This is a genomic window from Streptomyces sp. NPDC057010, assembly GCF_042673805.1.
Taxonomy (GTDB): Bacteria; Actinomycetota; Actinomycetes; order Streptomycetales; family Streptomycetaceae; genus Streptomyces.
This window is the reverse complement of record NZ_JBHUSC010000028.1, coordinates 1-26,292: the sequence shown is the minus strand read 5'-3', so window position 1 is coordinate 26,292 and position 26,292 is coordinate 1. Positions and strand designations below refer to the sequence as shown.

Annotated in this window: 19 protein-coding genes; 7 read left to right on the top strand and 12 right to left on the bottom strand. The window is 72.3% G+C overall.

Translation table 11 applies throughout. The features are described 5' to 3' along the window. Positions 1-64: 64 nt before the first annotated feature. Positions 65-2,749, bottom strand: coding sequence for a pyruvate dehydrogenase (acetyl-transferring), homodimeric type (gene aceE, locus ACFTXQ_RS22595; RefSeq protein WP_382643449.1), 2,685 nt, complete (start codon positions 2,747-2,749; stop codon positions 65-67). Between the two features lie 231 nt (positions 2,750-2,980). After that, the gene (locus ACFTXQ_RS22590; protein ID WP_382643598.1) at positions 2,981-3,604 is read right to left on the bottom strand and encodes a GntR family transcriptional regulator; all 624 of its coding nucleotides are present in this window, start codon (positions 3,602-3,604) and stop codon (positions 2,981-2,983) included. Positions 3,605-3,898: 294 nt separating this feature from the next. On the opposite strand from ACFTXQ_RS22590, the gene ACFTXQ_RS22585 reads away from it, so the two are divergent. Beyond that, entirely contained in the window at positions 3,899-4,408 is a 510-nt protein-coding gene (locus ACFTXQ_RS22585; RefSeq protein WP_382643447.1) for a hypothetical protein, read from the top strand. Positions 4,409-4,509: 101 nt separating this feature from the next. Here the strand turns inward: ACFTXQ_RS22585 and sucB are convergent, their stop codons facing one another. From sucB to ACFTXQ_RS22570, 3 genes are all read right to left on the bottom strand, one after another. Continuing rightward, entirely contained in the window at positions 4,510-6,255 is a 1,746-nt protein-coding gene (sucB, locus tag ACFTXQ_RS22580) for a 2-oxoglutarate dehydrogenase, E2 component, dihydrolipoamide succinyltransferase (protein WP_382643445.1), read from the bottom strand. Positions 6,256-6,309: 54 nt separating this feature from the next. Further along, positions 6,310-7,698 carry a dihydrolipoyl dehydrogenase gene (gene lpdA, locus ACFTXQ_RS22575; protein WP_382643443.1) on the bottom strand — a complete coding sequence of 463 codons (1,389 nt, stop codon included), beginning with the start codon at positions 7,696-7,698 and terminating at the stop codon, positions 6,310-6,312. 342 nt (positions 7,699-8,040) lie between these two features. Beyond that, a complete protein-coding gene (locus ACFTXQ_RS22570) occupies positions 8,041-9,573 on the bottom strand; it encodes a leucyl aminopeptidase (RefSeq protein ID WP_382643441.1) in 1,533 nt (510 codons plus the stop codon). A gap of 344 nt (positions 9,574-9,917) precedes the next feature. On the opposite strand from ACFTXQ_RS22570, the gene ACFTXQ_RS22565 reads away from it, so the two are divergent. From ACFTXQ_RS22565 to ACFTXQ_RS22545, 5 genes are all read left to right on the top strand, one after another. Then, the gene (locus ACFTXQ_RS22565) at positions 9,918-11,945 is read left to right on the top strand and encodes a hypothetical protein (protein WP_382643439.1); all 2,028 of its coding nucleotides are present in this window, start codon (positions 9,918-9,920) and stop codon (positions 11,943-11,945) included. 107 nt (positions 11,946-12,052) lie between these two features. Beyond that, positions 12,053-13,567, top strand: coding sequence for a GT4 family glycosyltransferase PelF (pelF, locus tag ACFTXQ_RS22560; RefSeq protein WP_382643437.1), 1,515 nt, complete (start codon positions 12,053-12,055; stop codon positions 13,565-13,567). Beyond that, entirely contained in the window at positions 13,564-15,372 is a 1,809-nt protein-coding gene (locus ACFTXQ_RS22555) for a hypothetical protein (protein ID WP_382643435.1), read from the top strand. Before pelF ends, ACFTXQ_RS22555 begins: the two co-directional genes overlap by 4 nt. After that, the gene (locus tag ACFTXQ_RS22550) at positions 15,369-16,061 is read left to right on the top strand and encodes a spherulation-specific family 4 protein (RefSeq protein ID WP_382643433.1); all 693 of its coding nucleotides are present in this window, start codon (positions 15,369-15,371) and stop codon (positions 16,059-16,061) included. The genes ACFTXQ_RS22555 and ACFTXQ_RS22550 overlap by 4 nt, the downstream gene beginning before the upstream one ends. Continuing rightward, positions 16,058-16,861: an endo alpha-1,4 polygalactosaminidase gene (locus ACFTXQ_RS22545; RefSeq protein ID WP_382643431.1), complete on the top strand. Its 804-nt coding sequence runs from the start codon at positions 16,058-16,060 to the stop codon at positions 16,859-16,861. Before ACFTXQ_RS22550 ends, ACFTXQ_RS22545 begins: the two co-directional genes overlap by 4 nt. A gap of 654 nt (positions 16,862-17,515) precedes the next feature. Here the strand turns inward: ACFTXQ_RS22545 and ACFTXQ_RS22540 are convergent. The 7 genes from ACFTXQ_RS22540 to ACFTXQ_RS22510 form a co-directional block, all read right to left on the bottom strand. Next, positions 17,516-18,010, bottom strand: a complete 495-nt coding sequence (locus tag ACFTXQ_RS22540) for an NUDIX hydrolase (RefSeq protein WP_382643429.1) — start codon at positions 18,008-18,010, stop codon at positions 17,516-17,518. Between the two features lie 575 nt (positions 18,011-18,585). After that, positions 18,586-19,803: a sensor histidine kinase gene (locus ACFTXQ_RS22535; protein ID WP_382643427.1), complete on the bottom strand. Its 1,218-nt coding sequence runs from the start codon at positions 19,801-19,803 to the stop codon at positions 18,586-18,588. A 31-nt stretch (positions 19,804-19,834) separates the two neighbouring features. Beyond that, positions 19,835-20,548: a hypothetical protein gene (locus ACFTXQ_RS22530; protein ID WP_382643425.1), complete on the bottom strand. Its 714-nt coding sequence runs from the start codon at positions 20,546-20,548 to the stop codon at positions 19,835-19,837. Further along, positions 20,545-22,443 (bottom strand): phosphatidylglycerol lysyltransferase domain-containing protein, encoded by a 1,899-nt coding sequence (locus ACFTXQ_RS22525; RefSeq protein WP_382643423.1) that lies wholly within the window; start codon positions 22,441-22,443, stop codon positions 20,545-20,547. The genes ACFTXQ_RS22530 and ACFTXQ_RS22525 overlap by 4 nt, the downstream gene beginning before the upstream one ends. A gap of 84 nt (positions 22,444-22,527) precedes the next feature. Beyond that, on the bottom strand, positions 22,528-23,592 hold the full coding sequence (cobT, locus tag ACFTXQ_RS22520) for a nicotinate-nucleotide--dimethylbenzimidazole phosphoribosyltransferase (RefSeq protein ID WP_382643421.1): 1,065 nt from the start codon (positions 23,590-23,592) through the stop codon (positions 22,528-22,530). Positions 23,593-23,625: 33 nt separating this feature from the next. Continuing rightward, complete coding sequence (locus ACFTXQ_RS22515; protein WP_382643419.1) at positions 23,626-24,522, bottom strand: DMT family transporter; 897 nt, start codon at positions 24,520-24,522, stop codon at positions 23,626-23,628. Positions 24,523-24,553: 31 nt separating this feature from the next. Next, positions 24,554-25,759 (bottom strand): bifunctional adenosylcobinamide kinase/adenosylcobinamide-phosphate guanylyltransferase, encoded by a 1,206-nt coding sequence (locus tag ACFTXQ_RS22510; RefSeq protein WP_382643417.1) that lies wholly within the window; start codon positions 25,757-25,759, stop codon positions 24,554-24,556. Between the two features lie 93 nt (positions 25,760-25,852). Between ACFTXQ_RS22510 and ACFTXQ_RS22505 the strand changes: the two genes are divergently transcribed. Continuing rightward, on the top strand, positions 25,853-26,065 hold the full coding sequence (locus ACFTXQ_RS22505) for a hypothetical protein (RefSeq protein ID WP_382643415.1): 213 nt from the start codon (positions 25,853-25,855) through the stop codon (positions 26,063-26,065). Positions 26,066-26,292: the final 227 nt, after the last annotated feature.

Sequence of the window (26,292 nt, the reverse complement as noted above, 5' to 3'; positions counted from 1 at the left end):
AAAGGCCGGTGTCCGACCCCCTCGGGGGTGGACACCGGCCTTCGGTGCGTCAGTCGCGTACGGGTCAGAGCCCGTAGCGCTCCCGGGCCTCCTTGATGGAGGACGCCGGGACCTCGCCGCGGCGGGCGAGCTGGGCCAGCGCGGCCACCACGATCGACTGGGCGTCGACACCGAAGTGGCGGCGGGCGCCCTCACGGGTGTCGGAGAGGCCGAAGCCGTCCGTGCCCAGCGAGGTGTAGTCCTGCTCGACCCACTGGCTGATCTGGTCCGGGACCTGGCGCATCCAGTCGGAGACGGCCAGGACCGGGCTGGTGACGCCCTCCAGCGCGCGGGTGACGTACGGGGTGCGCACCTCGCCGCGCAGCAGCGCCTCGTCGCACTCCAGCGCGTCGCGGCGCAGCTCGCCCCAGGAGGTGGCGGACCAGACGTCGGCGGCCACGTTCCAGTCGGCGGCGAGCAGGCGCTGCGCCTCCAGGACCCAGTGGATCGCCGTACCCGAGGCCATGAGCTGGATCTTCGGGGCGTCGGCGGCCGGGGCCGCCTCCGCCAGGTCGGCCGCCGTGTTGAAGCGGTACAGACCCTTGACGATGCCTTCCTCGACGCCCTCGGGCATCGCGGGCTGCACCTTCGGCTCGTTGTAGACCGTCAGGTAGTAGAAGACGTCTTCCGGCTTCTCGCCGTACATCCGGCGCAGACCGTCCTTGACGATCACCGCGATCTCGTACGCGAAGGCCGGGTCGTAGTTGAGCGACGCCGGGTTCGTGGACGCGATCAGGTGCGAGTGGCCGTCCGCGTGCTGCAGGCCCTCACCGGTCAGCGTGGTGCGGCCGGCGGTGGCGCCGACGATGAAGCCCTTGCCGAGCTGGTCGGCGAGCTGCCACATCTGGTCGGCGGTGCGCTGCCAGCCGAACATCGAGTAGAAGATGTAGAACGGGATCATCGGCTCGCCGTGCGTCGCGTACGACGTGCAGGCGGCGATGAAGTCGGCCATGGCGCCGGCCTCGGTGATCCCCTCGTTGAGGATCTGGCCGTCCTTGGCTTCCTTGTAGTACATGAGCTGGTCGCGGTCGACCGGCTCGTAGGTCTGGCCCAGCGGCGAGTAGATGCCGGCCGACGGGAAGAGGGACTCCATACCGAAGGTACGGGCCTCGTCGGGGACGATCGGCACCCAGCGCTTGCCGGTCTCCTTGTCGCGCATCAGGTCCTTGACGAGGCGGACGAAGGCCATGGTGGTGGCCATCTCCTGCTTGCCGGAACCCTTGAGCAGCGGGGCGAAGGAGCGGTCGGCCGGGGCCGGCAGGGCCACGTGGTGGACCTTGCGGGCCGGGGCGGGGCCGCCGAGGGCCGCACGACGCTCGTTGAGGTACTGCACCTCGGGGCTGTTGGCGCCCGGGTGGCCGTACGGGACCTGGCCGTCGGCGAAAGCGCTGTCCGGGATCGGGAGGCCAAGGAGGTCACGCATGTCCTTGAACTCGTCGATCGTCAGCTTCTTCATCTGGTGGTTCGCGTTCTTCGACTCGAACCCGGCACCCAGCGTGTAGCCCTTGACGGTCTGCGCGAGGATGACCGTCGGCGCGCCCTTGTGCTCCAGGGCGGCCTTGTACGCGGCGTAGACCTTGCGGGGCTCGTGGCCGCCGCGGGAGGTGTGGAAGCACTCGGCGATCTTCGCGTCGGAGAGCAGGCCGCCGAGGGCGGTGAGCTCGGCGTTGGCGCCGAAGAAGTGCTGGCGGATGTAGGCCACGTCGCGGGTCGCGTACGTCTGGAACTGCGCGTCCGGTACCTCGCGCAGGCGGCGTACCAGGGCGCCCGTGGTGTCGAGCTGGAACAGCTCGTCCCAGGCGGAGCCCCACAGGGTCTTGATGACGTTCCAGCCGGCGCCGCGGAACTGGGCCTCCAGCTCCTGGACCACGCGGAAGTTGGCGCGGACCGGACCGTCGAGGCGCTGCAGGTTGCAGTTGATGACGAAGGTCAGGTTGTCGAGCTGCTCGCGGGAGGCCAGGGCCAGGGCGGCGGTCGACTCGGGCTCGTCCATCTCGCCGTCGCCCAGGAAGGCCCAGACGTGCGAGTTGGCGGTGTCCTTGATGTTCCGGTTCTGCAGGTAGCGGTTGAAGCGCGCCTGGTAGATCGCGGAGAGGGGGCCGAGGCCCATGGAGACCGTGGGGAACTCCCACAGCCACGGCAGGCGCCGCGGGTGCGGGTAGGACGGCAGGCCGTTGCCGCCGGACTCCTGGCGGAAGTTGTCGAGCTGCTGCTCGGAGACGCGTCCGTCGAGGAAGGCGCGGGCGTAGATGCCGGGGGAGGCGTGGCCCTGGATGTAGAGCTGGTCGCCCGATCCGTCGGCCTCCTTCCCGCGGAAGAAGTGCTGGAAGCCGGTCTCGTAGAGCCAGGCGGCGGAGGCGAAGGTGGCGATGTGGCCGCCGACGCCGTACTTGGAGCCGCGGGTCACCATGGCCGCCGCGTTCCAGCGGTTCCACGCGGTGATCTTGGCTTCCATCGCCTCGTCGCCGGGGAACTGCGGCTCCGCGGCGGTGGGGATGGTGTTGACGTAGTCCGTCTCCAGCAGCTTGGGGAGCGCGAGGCCGGCGGCCTCGGCGTGCTGGAGGGTGCGACGCAGCAGGTATTCGGCCCGGCGCGTACCGGCGGCCTTGGCGACGGCGTCGAGAGAGGCCGCCCATTCGGCGGTCTCTTCGGTGTCGCGGTCCGGGAGCTGGTCGAGCTCGCTCGGAAGCTTTCCTACGGGGTCGGACATCGCTGTGCGCCGCCTTCCGGGTAATGGAGAGGTGGTGAAAAAATCCCTGACGGGCAGGACAGGGTCGTTGGACCTGGTTGAGGTCCGGCCTGACTGTAAATCCCTGATCGATGATCGATCAAATAAAAGTGACGAAGAACCGTCCATCCGACAAAAGTCGGCACCCGGTGCCACGAAATCGGGCACCCGGTGCCGGGCAAATCAGGGCGAGGCGGGCGCGCTCGGAGGCCGTCAGGCGCGCGGTGCGCAGCCCAGAACGTGCCGCTTCACGAGCAGGCCGATGTCCGGATCCTGAGTGCGGAACGCCTTGACGAGGGCCTCGTGCTCCTCGGCGTAGGACTTCTGGACCGTTCCCAGCCAGCGGATGGACAGGGCCGTGAACACCTCGATGCCCAGGCTCTCCCAGGTGTGCAGCAGCACGCTGTTCCCCGCCGCCCGCACCAGCTCCCGGTGGAAGCCCACCGTGTGCCGCACCTGCGCCGTGCCGTCCTCGCTGCGGTCGGCCTCCCACAGGGCCGCGACGTGCGGCTCCAGGGCCGAGGTGTCGGCCGCCAGCCGGGGCGCGGCCAGCTCGGCGGCGATCTGCTCCAGACCGGCCCGGACGGGGTAGATCTCCTCCAGGTCCGCCGCCGACAGGTTCCGTACGCGCACGCCCTTGTTGGGCGCCGACTCGATCAGCCGCAGGGTCTCCAGCTCGCGCAGGGCCTCGCGCACGGGCGTCTGGCTGACCTCGAGCTCCACGGCGATCCGGCGCTCCACGATCCGCTCACCGGGCTTCCAGCGCCCGCTGACGATCCCCTCCACGATGTGCTCGCGGATCTGCTCGCGCAGCGAGTGCACGACGGGTGGGGTGATCATCGGCGGTTCATCTCCTGATGGGTGTGGAGGTGGTGTGCGGGCCTGATGCGTAGACAATACGGCGGCGCCCCCGCCCGGGAGTATCCCGGACGGGGGCGCCGACAGTGAGGCTGGTTACAGCACCGGTACGGCGGTTCCCGCTTCCGACCCGAGCCTGCGACGGATTCCCGCCCGCCCGGGACGGCCAGTCGGGCGAAGCTCGTCGTGCTGCGGCGCGCCACGGCTCGGGCCCCGTGCCCTCACGGCACGTTGTCCCTTGCGGATCCCCCCGCAGTACGAATGAAAGGCGCAATGGTGAAGCTGACGAAGAGGTGCGCGGCCACCCTTGGCACCGCCCTGGCGGCCCTGCTGATCGGCACGGGTGGCGCCCAGGCGGCGGACGACGGTTCACTGCTCTCGATTCTCGGACTCCCGTCGGTCACACTCGCTTGCTTCCCCGTCGGACAGGCCGGAACGAACAACCAGTTCACGGGCACGCAGAACATCAGCTGCAGCCAGAGCGCGTCCCAGACGAACCCCGCGCCGACCCCGCCGACCCCGCCGTCCGGCGGCGTGACGGGGGCGTACACGGCTTACTCCTCGGAGCCGGCTCTCGTTCCGGCCAATGGCGTCAACCAGGCCGTCGCCACGTGCCCTGCGGGCAAGACCGTCACCGGCGGTGGCTATCTCGCCACCGCGAACTTCTTCATCACCAACCAATTCCCGACCGTTGACGGCACGGGCTGGGGCGTCACGGCCGCCGGGCAGGGACAGGAAGGCACGATCACGGCGATCGCCCGCTGTGTCGACGGCGCGCCGTGAGGTCCGCCCGGCCGGATGCGCCGGAGTAGCAGGACGGCGCCCCCGCCCGGAGAGGATTCCGGGCGGGGGCGCCGTATGAGGAACTGCGGGGCGGAGAGCCCTTACAGACCGAGCTCGACCTCGAACTCGCCGGCCTCGAGGATCGCCTTGACGGCCGAGAGGTACCGGGCCGCGTCCGCGCCGTCCACCAGGCGGTGGTCGTAGGACAGGGTCAGGTACGTCATGTCGCGGATGCCGATGTTGGTGCCCTCGGCGGTCTCGATGACCACCGGGCGCTTCACCGTGGCACCGATGCCCAGGATGGCGACCTGGTTCGGCGGCACGATGACCGTGTCGAACAGGGCACCGCGCGAGCCGGTGTTGCTGATGGTGAAGGTCGCGCCCGACAGCTCGTCCGGCGTGATCTTGTTGCCGCGGACCTTGGCGGCCAGGTCGGCGGTCGCCTTGGAGATGCCCGCCAGGTTGAGGTCACCGGCACCCTTGATGACCGGGGTCATCAGGCCCTTCTCGGAGTCCACGGCGATGCCGATGTTCTCCGAGTCGAAGTAGGTGATGGTGCCCTCGTCGTCGTTGATCCGGGCGTTGACGACCGCGTGGGCCTTCAGCGCCTGGGCCGCGGCCTTGACGAAGAACGGCATCGGGGACAGCTTGACGCCCTCGCGGGCGAGGAAGCCGGCCTTGGCCTTCTCGCGCAGCTTCATGATCTTGGTGATGTCCACCTCGACCACGGAGCTGAGCTGCGCCTGCGAGTGCAGGGCCTTCATCATGTTGTCGCCGATGACCTTGCGCATGCGGGTCATCTTGACCGTCTGACCGCGCAGCTCGGAGACCGCGGCGGCCGGAGCCTTGGCGGCCGGGGCGGCGGCGGGAGCCGGGGCGGCGGCAGCGGCCTTGGCGGCCTCGGCGGCGGCCAGGACGTCCTGCTTGCGGATACGGCCACCGACACCGGTGCCCGAGACCGTGGCCAGGTTGACGCCGGACTCCGTGGCGAGCTTGCGCACCAGCGGGGTCACGTACGCGCCCTCGTCACCGGCGGAGACCGGAGCGGCGGGGGCGGCCGGGGCGACCGGAGCCGGAGCGGCCACGGGGGCCGGAGCGGCGACCGGGGCGGCAACCGGAGCCGGAGCGGCAACCGGAGCCGGAGCGGCGACCGGGGCCGGCGCGGCCACGGGGGCCGGCGCGGCGGCCGGAGCCGGGGCGGCAGCGGCCGGAGCCGCGGCGGGGGCGGCACCGGCGACGCCGATGACGGCCAGACGAGCGCCGACCTCGGCGGTCTCGTCCTCGCCGACCAGGATCTCCAGCAGCGTGCCGGCGACCGGCGCGGGGATCTCGGTGTCGACCTTGTCGGTGGAGACCTCGAGCAGCGGCTCGTCGGCCTCGACCGTCTCGCCGACCGACTTCAGCCAGCGGGTGACGGTGCCCTCGGTGACGGACTCGCCCAGGGCGGGCAGCACGACGTCGGTGCCGGAGGCGGCACCAGCCGGGGCGGCGGCCGGGGTCTCGGCCGGTGCGGGGGCGGCCGGGGCCTCGGCGACCGGCGCCGCAGCGGCCGGGGCCTCGGCGGCGGCCGGCTCGGCAGCCGGAGCCGCGGCGGCGGCCGGGGCGCCCGAACCGTCGTCGATGACGGCCAGCTCGGCGCCGACCTCGACGGTCTCGTCCTCGGCGACCTTGATGGAGGCCAGGATGCCGGCGACGGGCGACGGGATCTCGGTGTCGACCTTGTCGGTCGAAACCTCGAGCAGCGGCTCGTCGGCCTCGACGCGCTCGCCCTCGGCCTTCAGCCAGCGGGTGACAGTGCCCTCAGTGACGCTCTCGCCGAGCGCCGGAAGGGTTACGGAAACCGACATGGTTTCTGTTGCTCCTTACGAAAGTGCGGAAGTGGTCGTCGCGCCCGGTGACGATTAGTCGTGGGAGTGCAGCGGCTTGCCGGCCAGGGCCAGGTGGGCCTCGCCGAGCGCCTCGTTCTGGGTCGGGTGCGCGTGGATGAGCTGCGCGACCTCGGCCGGCAGGGCCTCCCAGTTGTAGATCAGCTGGGCCTCGCCGACCTGCTCGCCCATCCGGTCACCGACCATGTGGACGCCGACCACGGCACCGTCCTTGACCTGGACGAGCTTGATCTCGCCCGCGGTCTTCAGGATCTTGCTCTTGCCGTTGCCCGCCAGGTTGTACTTCAGGGCGACGACCTTGTCCGCACCGTAGATCTCCTTGGCCTTGGCCTCGGTGATGCCGACGGAAGCGACCTCGGGGTGGCAGTACGTGACGCGCGGAACACCGTCGTAGTCGATCGGGACGGTCTTGAGACCGGCCAGACGCTCCGCGACCAGGATGCCCTCGGCGAAGCCGACGTGCGCGAGCTGGAGGGTCGGGACGAGGTCACCGACCGCCGAGATCGTCGGCACGTTGGTCTGCATGTACTCGTCGACGAGGACGTAGCCGCGGTCCATCGCGACGCCCTGCTCCTCGTAGCCCAGGCCCTGCGAGACCGGGCCGCGGCCGATGGCGACCAGCAGCACCTCGGCCTCGAAGGTCTTGCCGTCGGCCAGCGTGACGCGCACGCCGTTCTCCGTGTACTCGGCCTTGTCGAAGAAGGTGCCGAGGTTGAACTTGATGCCGCGCTTGCGGAACGCGCGCTCCAGCAGCTTCGAGCTGTTCTCGTCCTCGACCGGGACGAGGTGCTTGAGGCCCTCGACGACGGTCACGTCGGTGCCGAAGGACTTCCACGCCGAGGCGAACTCGACGCCGATGACGCCGCCGCCCAGGACGATGGCGGACTCGGGCACGCGGTCCAGGACCAGCGCGTGGTCCGAGGAGATGATGCGGTTGCCGTCGATGTTCAGGCCCGGCAGCGAACGCGGCACGGAGCCGGTCGCCAGCAGGACGTGGCGGCCCTGGATGCGCTGGCCGTTCACGTCGACGGACGTCGGGGAGGAGAGGCGGCCCTCACCCTCGATGTAGGTCACCTTGCGGGAGGCGACCAGGCCCTGCAGACCCTTGTACAGGCCCGAGATGACCTCGTCCTTGTACTTGTGCACACCCGCGATGTCGATGCCCTCGAAAGAGGCCTTGACACCGAACTGGGCGGCTTCGCGCGCCTGGTCCGCGACCTCACCGGCGTGCAGCAGAGCCTTCGTGGGGATGCAGCCGTTGTGCAGGCAGGTGCCGCCGAGCTTGTTCTTCTCGATCAGCGCAACGTCGAGACCCAGCTGGGATGCGCGGAGAGCCGCGGCGTAACCGCCACTGCCACCGCCGAGGATCACTAGGTCGAAAACGGTGCTGGCGTCGTTCGCCACGTCACGTCCTCCATGCATGTGCGCCGGGCACCGGTCCTCTGTGACCGGGCGGCGGCTGGTAATCGGCCGCTTGTTTCTTCGGCCCTGTGGTGGGGGCCCTGTCCTGCCGAGAACCCATCTTCGCATTTGTCGCGGGAACGCGGGACGCCGGGCCCAGCATGTGGGAGGTCGTTCCGCACGAAGTACGCGTTACCGCTGCGTAGAAACCTACGGATTTCGTTGTCGGTGAACACGCCTCAGGCCTTGATCAAGGGTTCGATCAAGGCCTGAGGCGTGTCTCACACGTATCTCACACGTGTCCCACATGTCCCACGTGTGTCATGTGCGGCGGTCGGGGGCGCGTCAGCCCAGGTCGCCCGTGGCGGTGCGCTCGGCCAGCCGCACCAGGGTGCGCACGGCGGAGCCGGTGCCGCCCTTGGGGGTGTAGCCGTACGGCGCGCCCTCGTGGAAGGCCGGGCCGGCGATGTCGAGGTGGGCCCAGGTGATGCCCTCGCCGACGAACTCCTGGAGGAAGATGCCGGCCAGCAGGCCGCCGCCCATGCGCTCACCCATGTTGGCGATGTCGGCGGTGGGGGAGTCCATGCTCTTGCGCAGGTCCGCGGGGAGCGGCATTGGCCACGAGGCCTCGCCGACCTCCTCGGCGATCTCGTGGACCGAGGTGCGGAAGGCGTCGTCGTTGCCCATGACCGCGAAGGTGCGGTTGCCCAGGGCCAGCACCATGGCGCCGGTCAGGGTGGCGACGTCGACGATCGCGTCCGGGGCGTCCTCGGAGGCCTTGGTCAGCGCGTCGCCCAGGACCAGGCGGCCCTCGGCGTCCGTGTTGAGCACCTCGACGGTCTTGCCGCTGTACATGCGCAGCACATCGCCGGGCTTCACGGCGGAGCCGGACGGCATGTTCTCGGCGAGCGCGAGCCAGCCGGTGACGTTGACCTGGAGGCCCAGCTTGGCGGCGGCGACCACGGAGGCGAAGACGGCGGCGGCGCCGGCCATGTCGCACTTCATCGTCTCGTTGTGGCCGGCCGGCTTCAGGGAGATGCCGCCGGAGTCGTAGGTGATGCCCTTGCCGACGAAGGCCAGGGTCTTCTCCGCCTTGGCGTGGGTGTAGGAGAGCTTCACCAGGCGCGGCGGGTTCTCGGAGCCCTTGCCGACGCCCATGATGCCGCCGTAGCCGCCCTTGACCAGGGCCTTCTCGTCGAGGACCTGGACCTTGATGCCGTGCTCCTTGGCGGTCGCGGAGGCGACCGCGGCGAAGGCCTCGGGGGTCAGGTCGTTCGGCGGGGTGTTGACCAGGTCACGGGCGATGTTGACCTCGGTCGCGACGACCGTGGCGCGCTCGACCGCGGCCTTGTGCTCCTTGTCGCGCGGCTTGCCGCCCAGCAGGGCGACCGCGGCGAGCGGCAGCTTCGGGCCGCCGTTCTTGCCGGACCCCTTCTTGTCGCCGCCCTGGTAGGCGGTGAAGGCGTACGCGCCCAGCAGCGCGCCCTCGGCGACGGCGGTGACGGCGGATGCGTCGTCGAGGGGCAGGGCGAAGCCGGCCTTCTTCGAGCCGTGCAGGGCGCGGGCGGCGGCGCCGGCGGCGCGGCGCAGCACCTCCTCGTCGAACGACTCGTCCTTCTCGGGGAGGGAGCCCAGTCCGACCGCCAGCACGACCGGGACCTTCAGGCCCGCCGGGGCCGGCAGCTTGGTGATCTCGCTTTCGGCGCCCGAGGCACCGAGCGCGTCGAGCACGGCGGCGAGCTTTCCGTCGTACGCCTTGTCCACGGCCTCGGCGCCCGCGGCGACGACCGGCCCCTTCGGGCCCTTCGCGACACCGACGACGAGGGCGTCGGCGCGCAGCGTCGCCGCGCCGGCAGTGCTGAGAGTCAGAGCAGTCACGGTGGTGAGGTCTCGCTTCCGTTTGTGTGTGTGGGCCGAGTGGGTGGACGGCCATCCGTGGCGATCGTATTCCGGCCCGACGGCCGCCGGAAATGAGCCTACGCGCACGTACTCGCCCGTACGTCACTCGAAGGTTTGGCAAGTTGTTCGATCAAGAGGCCACCAGGTTCACCCATCTGTGGACTCTGCTCCAGGTTTGCCTCGTAGACCTGACGAGGTCCGAGAGACTCGGTCCACTCTCGCAAGGGGACGCGGGGTTCCTTTGCATGATTTCCACAGAGCCTCCCCGGCCCGGCCGTCCGCCACGGGCCGAGTCGAGGATGCCTGCGGGGGGAAAGGCCGAAATGGTCAACAAGAACCGGATGAACAGGGTCGCCGCCGTCATGGCCGCGGCCGCCCTGGTGTCCGTGGCAGTACCCGCCGCGACCGCCACGGCGGCCACGGCACCGCGCATCGACCTGAAGGTGCTCGTCGTCGACGACGGCGGCAGCTCGGTCGAGGCGATCACGGCGGAGCTCCGGGACACGGGGGTCCCCTACACCCGAGTGGTGCTGGGCAGCGGCAGCCGGCCGGTCATCAACGCCGCCTTCCTCAGCGACACGGTCGACGGCCGGCCGCGCGCCAAGTACCAGGGCGTCGTCCTGCCCAACGAGAACCCCTTCGGCGAGGGCTCCGCCGAGATGGCCGCCCTCGCCGCGTACGAGACGGCGTACGGGATCCGTCAGGTGGACGCCTACACCTGGGCCCACCCGGGCGTGGGCCTGGAGTACACCGACAACGGCGGCTACAGCGGCCAGCTCGACGGCACCCAGGCCGCCGTCACCGCCGCCGGCAAGGCCGGCCCCTTCGGATACCTGGGCGGGCAGGTCGCCTTCGAGGACAACTCCGCCCTCGTCCCCGAGAGCTTCGGCTTCATGGGCAAGCCGCGGACCGGCTACACCAGCTACCTCGACGCCCCCGTCGGCACGGGACGGGCCTCGCTCGTCGGCGAGTACGCCCACGACGGGCGCAGCGAACTGGTCGTCACCTTCGGCTACAACCAGTACCAGCAGCAGTTCCGGCTGCTGGCCCGCGGCATCGTCGACTGGCTCACCCAGGGGATCCACCTCGGGCAGAGCCGCAACTACTTCGCGGTCCACGTCGACGACGTCTTCGCGCCCGACGCCCGCTGGAACAAGGACCTCAACTGCACGCCCGGCGACTACGCCTGCGCGGGCGGCGAGGGCAAGGAGAGCACCATCCGGATGAGCGCCGCCGACGCCGTCTACGCGGCGCAGTGGCAGCGCACCAAGGGCTTCAAGCTCGACATGCTCTTCAACGCGGGCGCCGGCGAGGAGTGGAAGGCGGAGAACGGCGGCACCGACGCCCTCACCGCGCAGCTCGTCGCCGACCGGGCCCAGTACCGCTGGATGAACCACACCTACACGCACCCCTTCCTCGGCTGCGTCCAGGACACCACCACCACCCCCTGGACCTGCACGAAGAACGCCCAGGGCGCCATCAACTGGATGAGCCGCGCCGAGATCTCCGCCCAGATCCGCGACAACAACAACTGGGCCGCCTCCAAGGGCATCACCACCGACCGGACCGAGCTCGTCACCGGCGAGCACTCGGGCCTCAAGACCCTGCCGCAGCAGGACCAGGACAACCCCAACCTGGCCGGCGCGCTCGCCGACAACGGCGTGAAATGGGCGGGCAGCGACAACTCCCGCGAACCCCAGCAGCGTCCGGTCGGCGCCGCCCTCACCGTGCCCCGCCACCCGATGAACGTGTACTACAACACGGGCACCAACGCGGAGATGGCCGACGAGTACAACTGGATCTACACCAGCCGCGAGGACGGCGGCAGCGGAGTCTGCGAGGACAACCCGGCCACCTCCACCTGCCTGCCGGACCCGATCGACCCGAACACCGGCTACCTGGACTACATCGTCCCGCAGGAGGCCCGGACCGCCCTGCGCCACGTGCTGGCCAACGACCCGCGCCCGCACTACGTCCACCAGTCCAACCTCGCCGAGGACCGCACCCTCTACCCGGTGCTCGACCGGGTCCTGGACACCTACCGCGCGCTGTACGCGCCCAGCGCGCCGATCGTCAACCAGAGCATGAAGGACACCGGCGTCGAACTCGGCCGCCGCGCCGCCTGGGACAAGGCCCTCGCCGAAGGCAAGGTCACCGCCTACCGCATCGGCACGGCCGTCACCGTCAAGGCGCCCACCGGGGTCGTCGCCCCGGTGACCGCACCCAACGGGACCAAGAAGCAACTCCTGCTCGGCACCGCCGACTTCGGCACCGCCTACGCGGGCAACCGGTCCGCCTGGACGGCGCCCGAGCTGCTCCAGAGCGCCGTCACGCTCAAGCTGCCCAGCTGACCGTACGGGCAGTCCAGCAAGCCGCCACGAGAACCACCGGCGCCGGCGCTCCGCGAACGAACACACAGGGGCGCCGGCCCCTTTCACGTCCTGGGGGGACACACCGCATGAGCCATGGGCGCCATGTCACCATGCTCACCGAAGGCACCTACCCGCACGTCCACGGGGGAGTCAGCACCTGGTGCGACCAACTGGTGCGCGGCATGCCGGAGGTCGACTTCAACGTCATAGCCCTGACCGGCTCCGGACGCGAGCCGGTCACCTGGGAACTCCCGCGCAACGTCTACCGGCACACCGCCGTCCCGCTCTGGGGTCCCTCCCCGGGACGCGGCCGCCGCTCCGCCCTGCGCGGCAAGGCCCACCGCCGCTTCACCGAGGTCTACGAAACCTTCCTGCTGTCCCTGCTCGATCCGGCCGCCGGAGGGTTCTCCGGGGCCCTGCGGGAACTCGCCCTCCTCGCCAGGGCCGGGAAGCTCGCCCCGGCCCTGCGCTCCGAGTCCGTCCTGCGCCTCCTCATGGACGTGTGGACCCGCCCCGGCCTCACCACCGCCGCCGCCGAGCCCACCATCCACGACGCGCTCACCGCCACCGACCTGCTGGAACACGCGCTGCGCCCGCTGGCCGTGCGGATCCCGCCCGACAGCGTCGCGCACGCCGTCAGCAGCGGCCTCGCCACCCTCCCGGCCCTCGCCGCCAAACAGCTCGACGAGGTGCCCTTCCTCCTCACCGAGCACGGCATCTACCTGCGCGAGCGCTACCTCGGCTACCGCACCGCCGAGCAGCGCTGGCCGGTCAAGGCACTGATGCTCGGCTTCTACCGCGAACTCAACACCGAGGGCTACCGGCAGGCCGACCTGATCACCCCCTGCAACCAGTACAACCGCCGCTGGGAGGAGCGCGGCGGCGCCGCCTCCGACCGGATCCGCACCGTCTACAACGGCGTCGACCCGCACGCCTTCCCCGAGGCCGGACCCGAACCCGAGGTGCCCACCCTCAGCTGGTGCGGCCGCATCGACCCCATCAAGGACCTCGAAACCCTCATCCGGGCCTACGCCGTCATGCGCGAGGAACTGCCCGCCCTGCGGCTGCGGCTCTTCGGCCCGGTCCCGGCCGGCTGCGAGGAGTACAGGCTGCGCCTGGAGAAGCTCGCCGCCGAACTCGGCGTCGGAGACGGGATCTCGTACGAAGGCCGCATCGAGCAGGTCGCCCGGGCCTACGCGGCCGGCAGCATCGTGATGCTCTCCAGCATCAGCGAGGGCTTCCCCTTCTCCATCATCGAGGCCATGTCCTGCGGCCGCACCACCGTCTCCACCGACGTCGGCGGAGTCCGGGAGGCCGTCGGCGACACCGGCCTGGTCGTCCCGCCGCGCGAGCCCGAGACCATGGCACGCGCCACCCTCGCCCTGCTGCGCGACGACGAACGCCGCGCCGAACTCGGCCGGATGGCCCGCAAACGGGTGGTGGAGAAGTTCACCCTCCACCAGTCCGTGGACGGCTTCCGCCACATCTACCGCGAGCTCGCCGGCCAGCCCGTCCTGCCCGTCCGCGCAGGCGACGACTGGGCGCGCCGGCTCGCCGACCCCTGGTACCGCGAACTGGCCGCCGACGGGAGCCTGTGGTGAGCGGATCCCTCTGGCTCAAGCCCCCGTGGCCCGAGCAGCCCGCGGGCCCGGCGGGCCGCCTCCTCCCGGGCTCGGCCGGCGCGAAGGCATACAAGCGGCCTGGCCGCCCAGCCGGTGCTGAGGGCGGCACGGGCCCCGGCCCGGCTGCACCCCCGACTGCACCCCAGGCCGCGGCCGGCCACGCCGGAACCGATGGCGGCACGGGTCCCGGCTCCGCCGGACACCGGGCCGCCAGCGCCCGCGGCGGCGTCGGAGCGTCCGGCTCGGCCGGTCCGGGGTCACCCGGCCCGGCCGGGTGGCCGGCCGCCACCGACACGCTGCCGGCCGTCCCGCGGCCCCGCCGCGACGGGCCGGTGGCCGCCGACCCCATGGACGAACTGCTCACCCGCCTGGACGGGCTGGCGGCCGCCGCCGTCCACCCCGACGAGATCGCCGCGATCCTCGAATCCGACGGCATGACCGACGAGTACATCCGCCTCACCTACGGCCGCCCCGACTCCTTCGCCCTCGCCGAGGAGCTCTACGCCCGGGTGCCCCGCTCCTTCCCGGAGCCCGCGGACACCCCCGACCCCTGGAAGGTCTCCCTCACCGCCTGCCTCCTGCGCGGGGTGATCTTCGCCCTGCCCGGCCTCGCCTACGTCCTCGGCGCGCCCCTCCTCGAAGGCCCGCAGGACCGCCTCGGCCTGCCCGCCGGGACGCTCACCCTGCTCGCCGGAGCCCTCATCGGCTGGGTCTGGGACCAGACCCTGTCCCACCGCGCCTACTCCTGGCTCGGCCTCGGCGACCGGGCCGCCGCCGCGCGGACCCTGCTCGCCGGAGCCCCCGCCGGGTCCCTGCTGGGCACCGCCGCCGCGCTGGCCGTCCCCGGCGGGCCGCCGTTCTCGTACGCCTTCGCCGCCGGACAGGCCCTCTACGTCGGGGCCGCCACCGTCCTGCTCGTCCTCGGCCGGGAGCGGCTGCTGCTCGCCGCCCTCGGCCCGATGGCCGCCGGCGCGCTGCTCGCCCTCTTCACGGACCTGCCCGTGCCGGTCCGCGTGACCCTCCTCGCCGTGTCCCTGCTGGCCGCCTGCACCCTGGCCGTACGGGAACTGCCCGTCGCCGCGGGCGTACGGTCCGCCGTGCGGCGGCTCCGGGACCGGACCGGGCGCCGCCACGACGGCCACGGCCCCGTGCGCTGGCGGATGCTGCGCGGCGCCGAGGAGGAGTACGCCCCGCGCGGGCCCCGGCTCGGGGACTCCGTCCCGTACGGGGTCTTCGGCCTCGGCACCGGCCTGCTCGTGCTGTACGCCGCGCTCGGGGAGGTCCTCGCCGGCGGTCCCGCCGAGGCCGTGGCCGCCCCCTCCGCGGTGGCGCTCACCCTCAGCATGGGCCCCGCGGAATGGCTCCTCCACCGGTTCCGCAGCGGCAGCCTCGCCGGGCTCCGGGCGGCCCGCTCGCCCCGCGCCTTCCGGCGGCGGATGCACGCCACCCTGGCCCGCTGCCTCGCCGCCTACCTCGCGGTGCTGCTGGCCCTGGGCCTGGCCGGCACCCTCCTCTGGCCGGACGCCCCCGCCCTGACCGGGCTCCGCGCCCTGACCCTGCTCCTGCTCGGCGCGGTGATGTGGACCGGGCTGCTCCTCCAGTCCTTCGGGGCGGTCCGGCCCGCGGCCGTGGTCTGCGCCTCGGCCGCCGTCGCGCAGAGCCTGGCCCTGCTCGTCGGGCTGGGACAGCCCCGGCTGGTCCAGCTGGTGGTGGCGGGCGCGGCCGCGGCGGCGCTCGCCGTCCTGGTCTGCCTGCTCCTGGGCCGGGCGACCGCACACCGATGAACCACGTCAGAACGTACGAGAAGAAGGACCGCCTCCCCATGCTGCTGGTGCCGCTCTACGAGCACCCCGACGACCGGCCCGAGGACTGGGAACGGCTGATCGGCTCCGCCGGCCGGCTCCACTCCGTGGTGCTCAACCCCGACAGCGGGCCGGGCGCCGCCCCCGACGAGCGGTTCGCGCGCGTCGCCGAGCGGCTGCGCGAGGCCGGCGTGCCCGTCCTCGGCTACGCCGACACCGACTACGGGCGCCGCCCGCACGCCGCCGTGGTCCAGGACCTGCTGCGCCACCGCGACTGGTACGGCACCGACGGGGCCTTCCTCGACCAGGCCGCCTCCGCCCCGGAACTGCTGGCGCACTACGGGCGGCTCGCCGTCGCCGCCCGGGCCGCGGGGGCCCGTACCCTCGTCCTCAACCACGGGGTCCACCCGCACCCCGGCTACGCCGAACTCGCCGACCTCCTCGTCACCTTCGAGGGACCCTGGGACGCCTACCGGGACGCGGGCGCCGTACCGCCCTGGACCGCCGACCATCCCGCCCAGCGGTTCTGCCACCTCGTCTACGCCGTCCCGCCGGGCGCCCCCGCCGCCGAACTCGCCGAGGCCCGGCGGGCGGGAGTGCACTGCGCGGTCCCGGGCACCGGCGCCCACCCGTGGGGGACCCTCCCGCACGCCCTGGAGGCCACCGCGTGAAGCGCCTGCGCGTCCTGCTCCTCGTACCGCTGCTCCTTCTGGCCGCCTGTACGGCCGGGGGCCCCGACTCCGACGACATCTCGCCCGACCCGCCGCCGGGGGAGCGCTGGCAGCCGAAGCCCGGCGTGAGCTGGCAGTGGCAGCTCACGGGCCGGCTCGACACGTCGGTCAAGGCGGCGGTGTACGACGTGGACGGCTTCAACACGACGAAGGAACAGGTCGCCACCCTCAAGCAGGCCCGCCGCAAGACGATCTGCTACCTCTCCACCGGCGCCTGGGAGGACTTCCGCCCGGACGCGGGGCAGTTCGCGAAGGACTTGCTCGGCGAGGGAAACGGCTGGGAGGGCGAACGCTGGCTGGACATCCGCCGGGTGGCGGAGCTGGAACCGCTGATGGCGGCGCGGTTCGACATGTGCCGCGAGAAGGGCTTCGACGCGGTCGAGCCGGACAACATGGACGGCTACAAGAACAAGTCCGGCTTCCCGCTCACGGCGGAGGACCAGCTGCGCTACAACCGGCTGATCGCGAAGCTGGCCCATGACCGGGGCCTGGCGGTGGGCCTGAAGAACGACCTGGACCAGATCCCGCAGCTGGTGGGGGAGTTCGACTTCGCGGTGAACGAACAGTGCGCCCAGTACGAGGAGTGCGACCGCCTGACCCCCTTCGTACAGGCCGGCAAGGCCGTCTTCCACGTCGAGTACGAGCTGCCGGCGTCCCGTTTCTGCCCCCGCTCGCGCGACTTGCGGCTGAGCTCCCTGCAGAAGCGGGACGACCTGGGGGCGTGGCGGAAGGCGTGCTGACGGGCGGGCCGGCTTCTGCCCCCTCGAGGGGCCGGGGCCGGTCGGCGGCTGCCCACCCGCCTCCCGGTGGGGCGGGGCCGGAGACAGGCGGATCCCGGTGGGGCGGCCGGAGACAGGCGGGCGGGACGCGGGTTTGGTCGGGGTCTCGGCTGGGCGGTCTCAGAGAGGGTATGGGGGTCTCCCGTCAGTCTCATCGTCCTTCCGCGTCGGCCCGACCTGTCAAGGGCGCTCCCTGCGGTCGCGTCGCTTCGCGATCGCCTACGGCGACCCTTGACAGACCGGCCCGCCACGGAAAAACGAAGACTGCCGGGAAACCCCCAAAAGAACGGCACGGGTCCACAGTCACAGGGACGGGCACACCAGAGACCAGGCGAGGCACCGGGCACCGGCAGACCGGGCATCCGGCCCGACATCCAGCCCATCCGGCGCCCCCACACGCGCCAGATCGCTACGCGCTCCTCACCTCTCAGCGTCCGACGACCGCCTCGGGCTGATACCCCCACCAAATGACGGCCTGACCGCCCTGCGGAACACCGAAGCGCATCCGATCGCTACGCGCTCCTCATCTCTCGGCGTCCGGCGACCGTCTGGGGCTGATACCCGCACCAAATACCGAACAGAGAGCCATTCCGTGTCGTGGGGCGCCTCAGATCGCTACGCGCTGCCCTTCGCCCGGCGACCCACGGCCGAGTTGGGCTGGTCCGTGAGCAGTTGGCGTCCGTCGTGGCTGCGGACGTGGGGGCCGTTGCCGTTGACGGCGTCCAGGAGGCGGATGGCGTAGACCTCGGACATCCGCTCGACCACCTCTTCGGGAGTAAGCCACTGGATGGCCGTGGTTTCGCGGGAGAGGCGTTCCATGCCGCCGGAGGCCTTGCAGCGGAAGACGAGGGCGACCACGCCAGCCGTGATGTTCTTGTAGACCCCGGTGAGCTGGTCCACCTTGACGTGGATGCCGGTTTCCTCCAGCACTTCCCGCCGCACCCCGTCCTCTGGGGTTTCCGCCAGCTCAAGCACTCCGCCGGGCAGCTCCCAGGTTCCGTTGTCGGCTCGGCGGATGGCCAGCAGTCGGCCGTCATCGCGCACCACCGCTCCCGCAACGGACACGGAGTGACGTGGCGTTGACGTGTTCGGCGGGGTGCTGTTACTCATGTCCATGAGCGTAGGAGGATCCCACCGCCGTCGAGAACGTCGAGCCCGCCTACGACCAGCCCAAGACGGCCGTGGGTCGCCGGGCGAAGGGCAGCGCGTAGCGATCTGAGGCGCCCGACGACACGGAATGGCTCTCTGTTCGGCATTTGGTGGGGGTATCAGCCCGGGGCGGTCGTCGGACGCTGAGAGGTGAGGAGCGCGTAGCGATCTGGCGCGTGTGGGGGCGCCGGATGGGCTGGATGTCGGGCCGGATGCCCGGTCTGCCGGTGCCCGGTGCCTCGCCTGGTCTCTGGTGTGCCCGTCCCTGTGACTGTGGACCCGTGCCGTTTCTTTTGGGGGTTTCCCGGCAGTCTTCGTTTTTCCGTGGCGGGCCGGTCTGTCAAGGGTCGCCGTAGGCGATCGCGAAGCGACGCGACCGCAGGGAGCGCCCTTGACAGGCCGGGCCGACGCGGAAGGACGATGAGACTGACGGGAGACCCCCATACCCTCTCTGAGACCGCCCGGCCGAGACCCCGACCAAACCCGCCTCCCGCCCGCAGGCCGGCCCCCCGAGGGGGCAGAAGCCGGCCCGGGCCTCACACCGGCAGGATCGCGTGCACCCGGTACCCGCCCCCGTACCGCGGCCCCGCGAAGCAGGAGCCGCCCAGGGCGCCCGTGCGTTCGCGCATGCCGAGGAGGCCGTGGCCGCCGCCCGGGTCGGTCGGGGGCGGGGCGGAGTCGGCCGAGTCGCCGCCGTCGTCGAGGACCGTCACCTCCACCGAGGGGCCGATCCGCACCACGCTCACCTCCGCCCGCGCCCCCGGCCCCGCGTGCTTGCGTACGTTGGTCAGGGCCTCCTGCACCACCCGGTACGCCGCCAGGTCCACGGCCGCCGGCAGCGGCTCCGTTCCGGGCCCCAGCTGGACGATCACCTGCACCGGCAGCCCGGCGTGCCGGAAGGTGTCCACCAGCTCGTCCAGGACGGCCAGCCCCGGCGCCGGCTCCGTCGGGGCCTCCGGGTCCCCGGACTGCCGCAGCAGCCCGACCGTGGCCCGCAGCTCGTTCAGCGCCGACCGGCTGGCATCCCGTACGTGGGCCAGGGCCTCCTTCGCCTGGTCCGGGCGCCTGTCCATGACGTGCGCCGCCACCCCCGCCTGCACGTTGACCAGCGCGATGTGGTGCGCCACCACGTCGTGCAGGTCCCGGGCGATCCGCAGCCGCTCCTCGGCGACCCGCCGCCGCGCCTCCTCGTCGCGGGTCCGCTCCGCGCGCTCCGCCCGCTCCCGGATGGCGTCGATGAAGGCCCGCCGGCTGCGCACCGCGTCACCGGCGGCCGCGGCCATGCCCGTCCAGGCGAAGATCCCGAGGTTCTCCTGCGCGTACCACGGCATCGGCCCGGCGAGCATGGCCACGCCCGTCAGACCCGTCATGGTGAGCAGCCCGATCCGCCAGGTCGTGGGCCGGTCGGTGCGCGAGGCCACCGTGTACAGGGCGATCACCGCGCACATGGCGACGGGCGCCCGCGGCTCCCCCGTGGTCAGCTCCAGCAGGGAGAGCCCGCAGGTCACGGCCAGTACGGCACGCGGCCGCCGGCGCCGCCACACCAGGGCGGCCGAGCCGAGCAGCATCAGCACCAGCGAGAACGGCGCCGGGGTGCGCGTCCCGAACGTGGGCCCGTGCGGGCCGTGCGGGTCGGCGAAGGACCCGACGACCATGGCCACGAACGCCCCGAACGCGAGCACGGCATCGGTGGCGAGCGGGTGCGCCCGCATCCAGTGCCGGGTGGGCGCGAACCGTCCGAGGTCTGTCGTCACGCGGATACGGTACGGCCTGCCCGGGCGGCGGCTACCGGCTGTCCACCGGCGGAGGGCGCCGGCCCAGCGGCTGGCGGGAGCGCTCCGGGCCCCACTGCGCCCGGACCACGCAGACCGCCATGACGGCGGCGATGGCCGCCAGGTGCTCCTTGCCCGCGAGGTTGTCCTTGATCAGCACCTCGCCGATCATCACCAGGACCACGACGGCGCCCGTGAGGTACGCCCGGTAGCGCCAGCAGACGTAGATGGCGAGGCCGACGACCGCCGCCGAGGGCCCCGTGTCGTTGACGATCCGGTCGGACACCGGCAGGCCGAAGGGGTGGTCGGGGCCGAGCGAGAGCCCGATCCGCGCGTACGTGGTCCCGGCGAGGGTGGCGACGTAGCCGATCAGCAGCGTGCGCCACCAGCCGATGCAGATCTCGCAGATGCCGAAGACGAGCAGGATCTGTGCGAGCGCCCCCCACACCGGCAGGTCGAGGGCGGGCACGAACAGGGACAGCGGGGTGCGCAGCAGGGCCAGCCACAGGGGGTCGACCGCTTTGACCGACCCCAGGTTCTGGACCGGCTGGAAGCCCCACGACGTGTTCTGCACGATCTGGAAGACCGAGGTCAGGCAGACCGCGCCGAGGGTCATGGGGATCGCCCGCCACTTGTCGTGGACGAGCGCCTCCCGGACGGTCCAGAACAGGGGCCCCCACTCGCGGCGGGCGAACCGCCCGAGTGAGGAGGTGGTCCACGCTGTCAACGGCGGGTCTCCAGGTGTCTGCGGTGCAGCCACTTCGGCAGGCCGGGGGCCTCAAGGAAGCCCTCGGCCCGGCCCGCCGCGATTCCGATCCGCAGCAGGTCCGAACTCTTCTCGAAGAGCATGAACCGCGGTTCCCAGATCGGCCGGTATTTGGCGTTGGCCCGGTAGAGGGACTCGATCTGCCACCAGCGCGAGAAGAAGCTCAGCAGCGAGCGCCACATCCGCAGCACCGGACCGGCGCCGAGCCGCGACCCGCGCTCGAAGACGGACCGGAACATCGCGAAGTTCAGCGAGACCTGGCTGACCCCGATCTCCTTGGAGCGTTCGAGGAGTTCGATGACCATGAACTCCATCAGGCCGTTCTCGGAATCCCGGTCACGGCGCATCAGGTCCAGCGACAGGCCCTTGGGGCCCCACGGGACGAAGGACAGCAGGGCGCGCAGATCACCGTTGCCGTCGGTGCACTCCAGCATCACGCACTGGCCGTCGCTGGGGTCGCCCAGACGGCCCAGTGCCATGGAGAAGCCGCGCTCGGTCGCGCCGTCGCGCCAGTCGTCGGCGCGGCGCACCAGCTCGTCCATCTCCTCGGCCGGGATGTCCGCGTGGCGGCGGATCCGCACCGTGTAGCCGGCCCGCTTGACGCGGTTGTAGGCCTGCCGGACGGTCCGCATGGCGCGGCCCTCCAGGGTGAACTCGGCCGTCTCGACGATCGCCTCGTCGCCCAGTTCCAGCGCGTCCAGCCCGTGCCGGGCGTAGATCTGCCCGGCCTCCTCGCTCGCGCCGTTCACGGCCGGGACCCAGCCGTGCTCGCGGGCCTCGGCCAGCCAGGGCTCGATGGCGCCGGGCCAGGCCTCGGGGTCTCCGATCGGGTCGCCGGAGGCCAGCGAGACCCCGCCGACGACGCGGTAGGTGACGGCGGCCTTCCCGGTGGGGGACCAGATGACGGACTTCTCGCGGCGCAGCGCGAAGTAGCCGAGGGAGTCCCGGTCGCCCTGCTTGGCGAGCAGGGCCCGCAGCCGTTCCTCGTCCTCCTCGGAGAGGGGGTCGACGGCGCGGCGCGAGCGGAAGGCCGCGAACAGCACGGCCAGCAGCAGGAGCATCGACATGACGTTGATGAAGACGTCCACCCAGCCGGGCGTGGTGATGGTCCGGTAGGCCTTGGCGTCCGGGTCCAGGGTGATCAGGCGCATCACCCCGTACCGCCAGCGGGACAGGAAGGTGGCCTCGGCGCCGGCCGCGGCGGTGTTGGTGGCGCCGACGAGCAGGGCCGCGATCAGCGAGGTGAACAGCAGCCCCGCGGCGGCCACGATGGTGGCGAGCGCGGGGTTGGAGCGGTCGCCCTTGGCGTAGAACTCCCGGCGGCCCAGCAGCAGGGCGCCGACGAACAGGGCGGTCAGGACGAGCGAGACCCAGTTCTGCGTGTGCTCGCGGAACTCCGGGTAGCACAGGTTGAACTCGTCCCACTGGACGCACGGCGCGAACGCGGCCCGCAGGAAGGCCAGGAGCAGCATCCCGCCCAGCACCAGGTTCAGGATCCACGCGGCGCGCTTGCGGCGGCCCATGGTGACGGCCAGCATCAGCGAGAACAGGCCGGAGGCGAAGCCCGCGGTGAGCAGGTACGGGGTGTAGAAGTCCTCGATGTTGTGCTGGCGCAGGTCCTGGCCGAGCGAAACCCACACCGCGCTGAGGAAGTTGACGAAGGTGACGGCGCGCAGGTACCAGACCGCGAACGCGGCGCTGCGCCGTGAGCGGGTGCTCCCCCGGCCGGTCTCCCGGCCGCCCCCCGCCGCCTTGCCGGCGGGGTCGCCGCCGGTCTCTTTCCTTCCGGATGCCGTCCCGGGTGCCCCTGCGGCGCCGCGGTCGGTTTCTACCCTGGTCAAACGGACCTCTCCCATAAAAAGCGATCATATGGGGCGTCGCGATCCATGGCGGGCCAGTCCGGGGACTGCGGCCTGGTCAGGACCGCGGGCCCCGGTGACTCATTCCGTCGGCTCCTGCGCCGCCTGCTCCGGGAGTTCCGCCGCGAGCGCGGCAGCCGCCTGGACCAGGGGGAGAGCCAGCAATGCCCCGGTACCTTCGCCCACTGTGACGCCGTGGTCGAGCACAGGGTTGAGCGCCATCCGGTCCAGTGCCTTCGCCTGGCCGGGCTCGCCGCTCGCCTGACCGGCGAGCCACCAGTCGGGCGCCCGGAACGCGGCCCGCTGGGCCACCAGTCCGCAGGCCGCCGAGACGACGCCGTCGAGGATGACCGGCGTACGGCGCACCGCGCACTGCAGCAGGAAACCGGTGATGGCGGCCACGTCGGCGCCGCCCACCGCGGCCAGCAGCGCGATCTGGTCGCCGAGCACGGGCCGGGCCCGGCGCAGCGCGTCGCGGATCGCCGCGCACTTGCGCATCCAGGCCAGGTCGTCGATGGGCACCCCGCCGCGGCCGGTGACCACCGAGGCGTCGGTGCCGCACAGGGCGGCGACCAGGGTCGCGGCGACGGTGGTCCCGCCGACGCTGACATCGCCGAGGACGACCAGGTCCGTACCGGAGTCGGCCTCCTCGTCGGCGATCCGCATCCCGAGCCGCAGCGCCGCCTCGGCCTCCTCGGCCGTCAGCGCGTCCTCCACGTCGATGCGGCCGCTGCCGCGCCGCACGCGGTGGCGGACCACGTCCTCGGGCAGCAGCCCGGGCTCGCAGTCCAGACCCGCGTCGACGACCCGCACCGTGGCGCCGAGCCGGCCGGCCAGGATCGCGACGGGGCTGGTCCCGTCGAGCACGGCCCGCACCAGCTCGTGGCCGGTGGACGCGGTCCGGGCCGAGACGCCCTCGGAGGCGATGCCGTGGTCGGCGGCGAACAGCACGACGCGCGGCTGCTCGATCGGCTTGACCGGCACCCGCCCCTGAGCGGCGGCGAGCCACTCGGCGAGCTCGTCGAGCCGGCCCAGCGCGCCGGGCGGCACCGAGAGGCGTTCACGGCGTTCCTCGGCATCACGTCGGACGCCCCCGTCGGGGCGCTCGATCAGATCGGAGAAGTCGTCGAGATTCAGCGTGCTCATCTGCCGAAGCGTACAGCCGGTGAGGCCCTCCCCTCAGGGGGTGTCCCGGTGCCGGCCGGGCCTCAGCGCTCCGAGGTGCACACCCGCCATCACGAGGGGCGCGCCCAGCAGCAGACCCACCGTCAGCTCCTCGTCGTCGAGCCAGGCGGAGAGCACGATCGTGACCACCGGGATCACGACGAAGACGTAGGCGGCGCGCGACGCGCCCCAGTGGCGGACCACCACCAGGTAGAAGACGAACGTCAGCACCGAGCCCGCCACGACCATGTAGGCCAGCGCCCACCAGGTCGCCGTCCGCTCGGGCAGCCGCCAGGTGTCCCCGGCGGCGAACGAGCCGGTGACCAGCAGCGCCGTCGCGGCGCTCATGCCCACCGCGTTCATCGTCACCGGGTGGACCGGCGGCAGCCGGTGCACGAGCACGGTGGCCTCGGCGAAGGACAGGACGGCGCCCAGCACCGCCAGCAGGGACAGCACCGGCACATCGCCCTGCAGCGGAGCCCGCGAGGCCAGCGCCACCCCGGCTGCGGCGACGAGCGTGCCCGCCAGCGCGGACTTCCGGAAGGGCTCCTGCCGTTGGGCCACCACCAGCAGCAGCGCCACCAGCGGCACCAGCGCCAGCAGCGTCTGGCCCAGCCCCGCGTGGACACGGACCAGCGCGTAGTAGGCCAGCGCGAAGGTCACCCCGAAGTTGAGGATCCCGTACAGGACGGCGCCGGCCAGCGCCCGTCCGCGGGGCAGCGCGAGGCGCAGGACGGCCATGACCGCCAGCAGCACCACCGCGGCCGCCCCGAACCGCAGCGACGCGCCCCACAGCGGGTCCAGTTCGCGGTTGCTGAACCTCACCCCGACCGCGTTGCCGCCACCGAGCAGGCAGCACCCGGCGAAGGCGGCCAGCCCGGTTCTCTCTCCGGCGGATCTCGAGGGCTTCACGGCGTCACCTCCGCCATTCCTTGAGGCGCTGCTATTCCTTGAGTACGAGCACCTGTCCCGAGACGGAGAGGAGCACCTGCTCGCACTCGTTCGCCACCGCGGTGTTGACGCGGCCCAGCTCGTCGCGGAAGCGGCGGCCCGACGCGGTCGCCGGGACGATCCCGGACCCCACCTCGTTGCTGACCAGCACCACCGTGCGGCGGGTGGCGCGCACCGCGGCCACCAGCTCGGCGACCCGGTCGCTCAGCTTCAGCCGGCCGGTGGCGGCCCACTCCTCGTCGTCCCAGGCGCCCGCCCGATCCATGGCGTCCGTCAGCCACAGCGCCAGGCAGTCGATCAGCAGCGGCGGACCGGCCTCGGCCAGCAGCGGGACCAGGTCGCAGGTCTCCACCGTCCGCCAGCTCGCGGGCCGGCGCTCGCGGTGCAGGCCGACCCGCTGCGCCCACTCCGGGTCACCCTCGCGGGTGCCGCCGGTGGCCACGTACACCACCCCGGGGAAGGCCTCCAGCCGCCGCTCCGCCTCGTAGGACTTGCCGGAGCGGGCGCCGCCCAGCACCAGGGTGCGGCGCGGCAGGTCCGGCACCGCGTGGTACTCCCCGACGACGACGGTGGTCCCGTCCGGCACCGCCCGGGCCCCGGCCGCCGCGCACCGGCGCTCCAGTTCCCGGCCCGGCGGGGTGTCGTGGTCGAGGTGGACGGCGATCACGTCCGTGGCCGGGCCCACCGCGCCGCTCGCCCGCAGCCGCGCCAGGGCCTCGGGCCGGCCCAGCACGTCCGCGAGGACCATGTCGTACGGGCGCTGCCCGCTCGCCCCGTTCGTCCCGGCCGGAGCCCCGCCGGGCGGCAGGTACAGCAGCCGGCCGCCGTCCGGGCCGGTCACCTCGTACCCGGTGCCCGGCGCGTCCATCGGCACCGCCCGCACCCGGTGCCCGGAGATCACCGACAGCTCCCGGCCGTCGGGCACCCGCCCGGCCGCCGGCAGCCCGGGCGGCAGCTCCACCGCGGGCCCGTCGTGCGGGTGGGTCAGCAGGACCTGTCGTACGCCGGTCAGCGAATGCCCGGCCCGGGCGCCGGCCAGCACCGCCCCGGGGGTGAGGTCGAGCAGCAGCGCCCCGTCCACGAGGACGGCCGTCGCGGCGCGGGAGCGGGTGCCGACGGAGACGGCGCAGGCCGCACAGGGACAGCCGGGGCGGGGCAGGCCCTCGGGTGTGCCGGTGCCGAGCAGAGTGAGTTCCACAGGATGATCCTCCCGCGTCGCCGAGAGTGGTGCGCGCCCGGCTACTCTGCGGGCAGACTCAAGGCGAACAGCGGACGAGCAACGGAGGCGGACATGGCGTGGACGTGGCGGTTCGAGACGGCCGACGGCGCGGAGACGAACCCGTCGGTGGTGCCGGAGGAGTTCACCACGCAGGGGGACGCGGAGTCCTGGATCGGCGAGTACTGGAAGGACCTGCTGGACGGCGGCGTCGAACGGGTTCGCCTGTCGGACGACGGCGGCACGGAGATCTACGGGATGTCGCTGCGAGAGGCCCTGGAGGCCTGACCCCCTGCGGCGTCGCTCCCCGCGCTCTCGGGCGCGGCGCCGTAACGGGGGCTCCGCCCCCGTACCCCCGCGCCTCAAACGCCGGCGGGGCTTGATTGATGTGCCTCCGGCGGCGCCTCAAACGCCGGCGGGGCTGGATTTGGCTGAGCTGGATTGCCCGCAGGGCGATTTCAGCTCGTCCGGCGTTTGAGGCCGCGGGGCAATTTCAGCCTCGCCGGCGTTTGAGG

Bases quoted from the DNA above. Each gene is read 5' to 3' on its own strand.
- ACFTXQ_RS22505 (WP_382643415.1), top strand. From the start codon at position 25,853: ATGGCGTGGACGTGGCGGTTCGAGACGGCCGACGGCGCGGAGACGAAC.
- pelF (WP_382643437.1), top strand. From the start codon at position 12,053: ATGAGCCATGGGCGCCATGTCACCATGCTCACCGAAGGCACCTACCCG.
- ACFTXQ_RS22540 (WP_382643429.1), bottom strand. From the start codon at position 18,010: ATGAGTAACAGCACCCCGCCGAACACGTCAACGCCACGTCACTCCGTG.
- aceE (WP_382643449.1), bottom strand. From the start codon at position 2,749: ATGTCCGACCCCGTAGGAAAGCTTCCGAGCGAGCTCGACCAGCTCCCG.
- ACFTXQ_RS22565 (WP_382643439.1), top strand. From the start codon at position 9,918: ATGGTCAACAAGAACCGGATGAACAGGGTCGCCGCCGTCATGGCCGCG.
- ACFTXQ_RS22585 (WP_382643447.1), top strand. From the start codon at position 3,899: ATGGTGAAGCTGACGAAGAGGTGCGCGGCCACCCTTGGCACCGCCCTG.
- sucB (WP_382643445.1), bottom strand. From the start codon at position 6,255: ATGTCGGTTTCCGTAACCCTTCCGGCGCTCGGCGAGAGCGTCACTGAG.
- ACFTXQ_RS22525 (WP_382643423.1), bottom strand. From the start codon at position 22,443: ATGGGAGAGGTCCGTTTGACCAGGGTAGAAACCGACCGCGGCGCCGCA.
- ACFTXQ_RS22550 (WP_382643433.1), top strand. From the start codon at position 15,369: ATGAACCACGTCAGAACGTACGAGAAGAAGGACCGCCTCCCCATGCTG.
- cobT (WP_382643421.1), bottom strand. From the start codon at position 23,592: ATGAGCACGCTGAATCTCGACGACTTCTCCGATCTGATCGAGCGCCCC.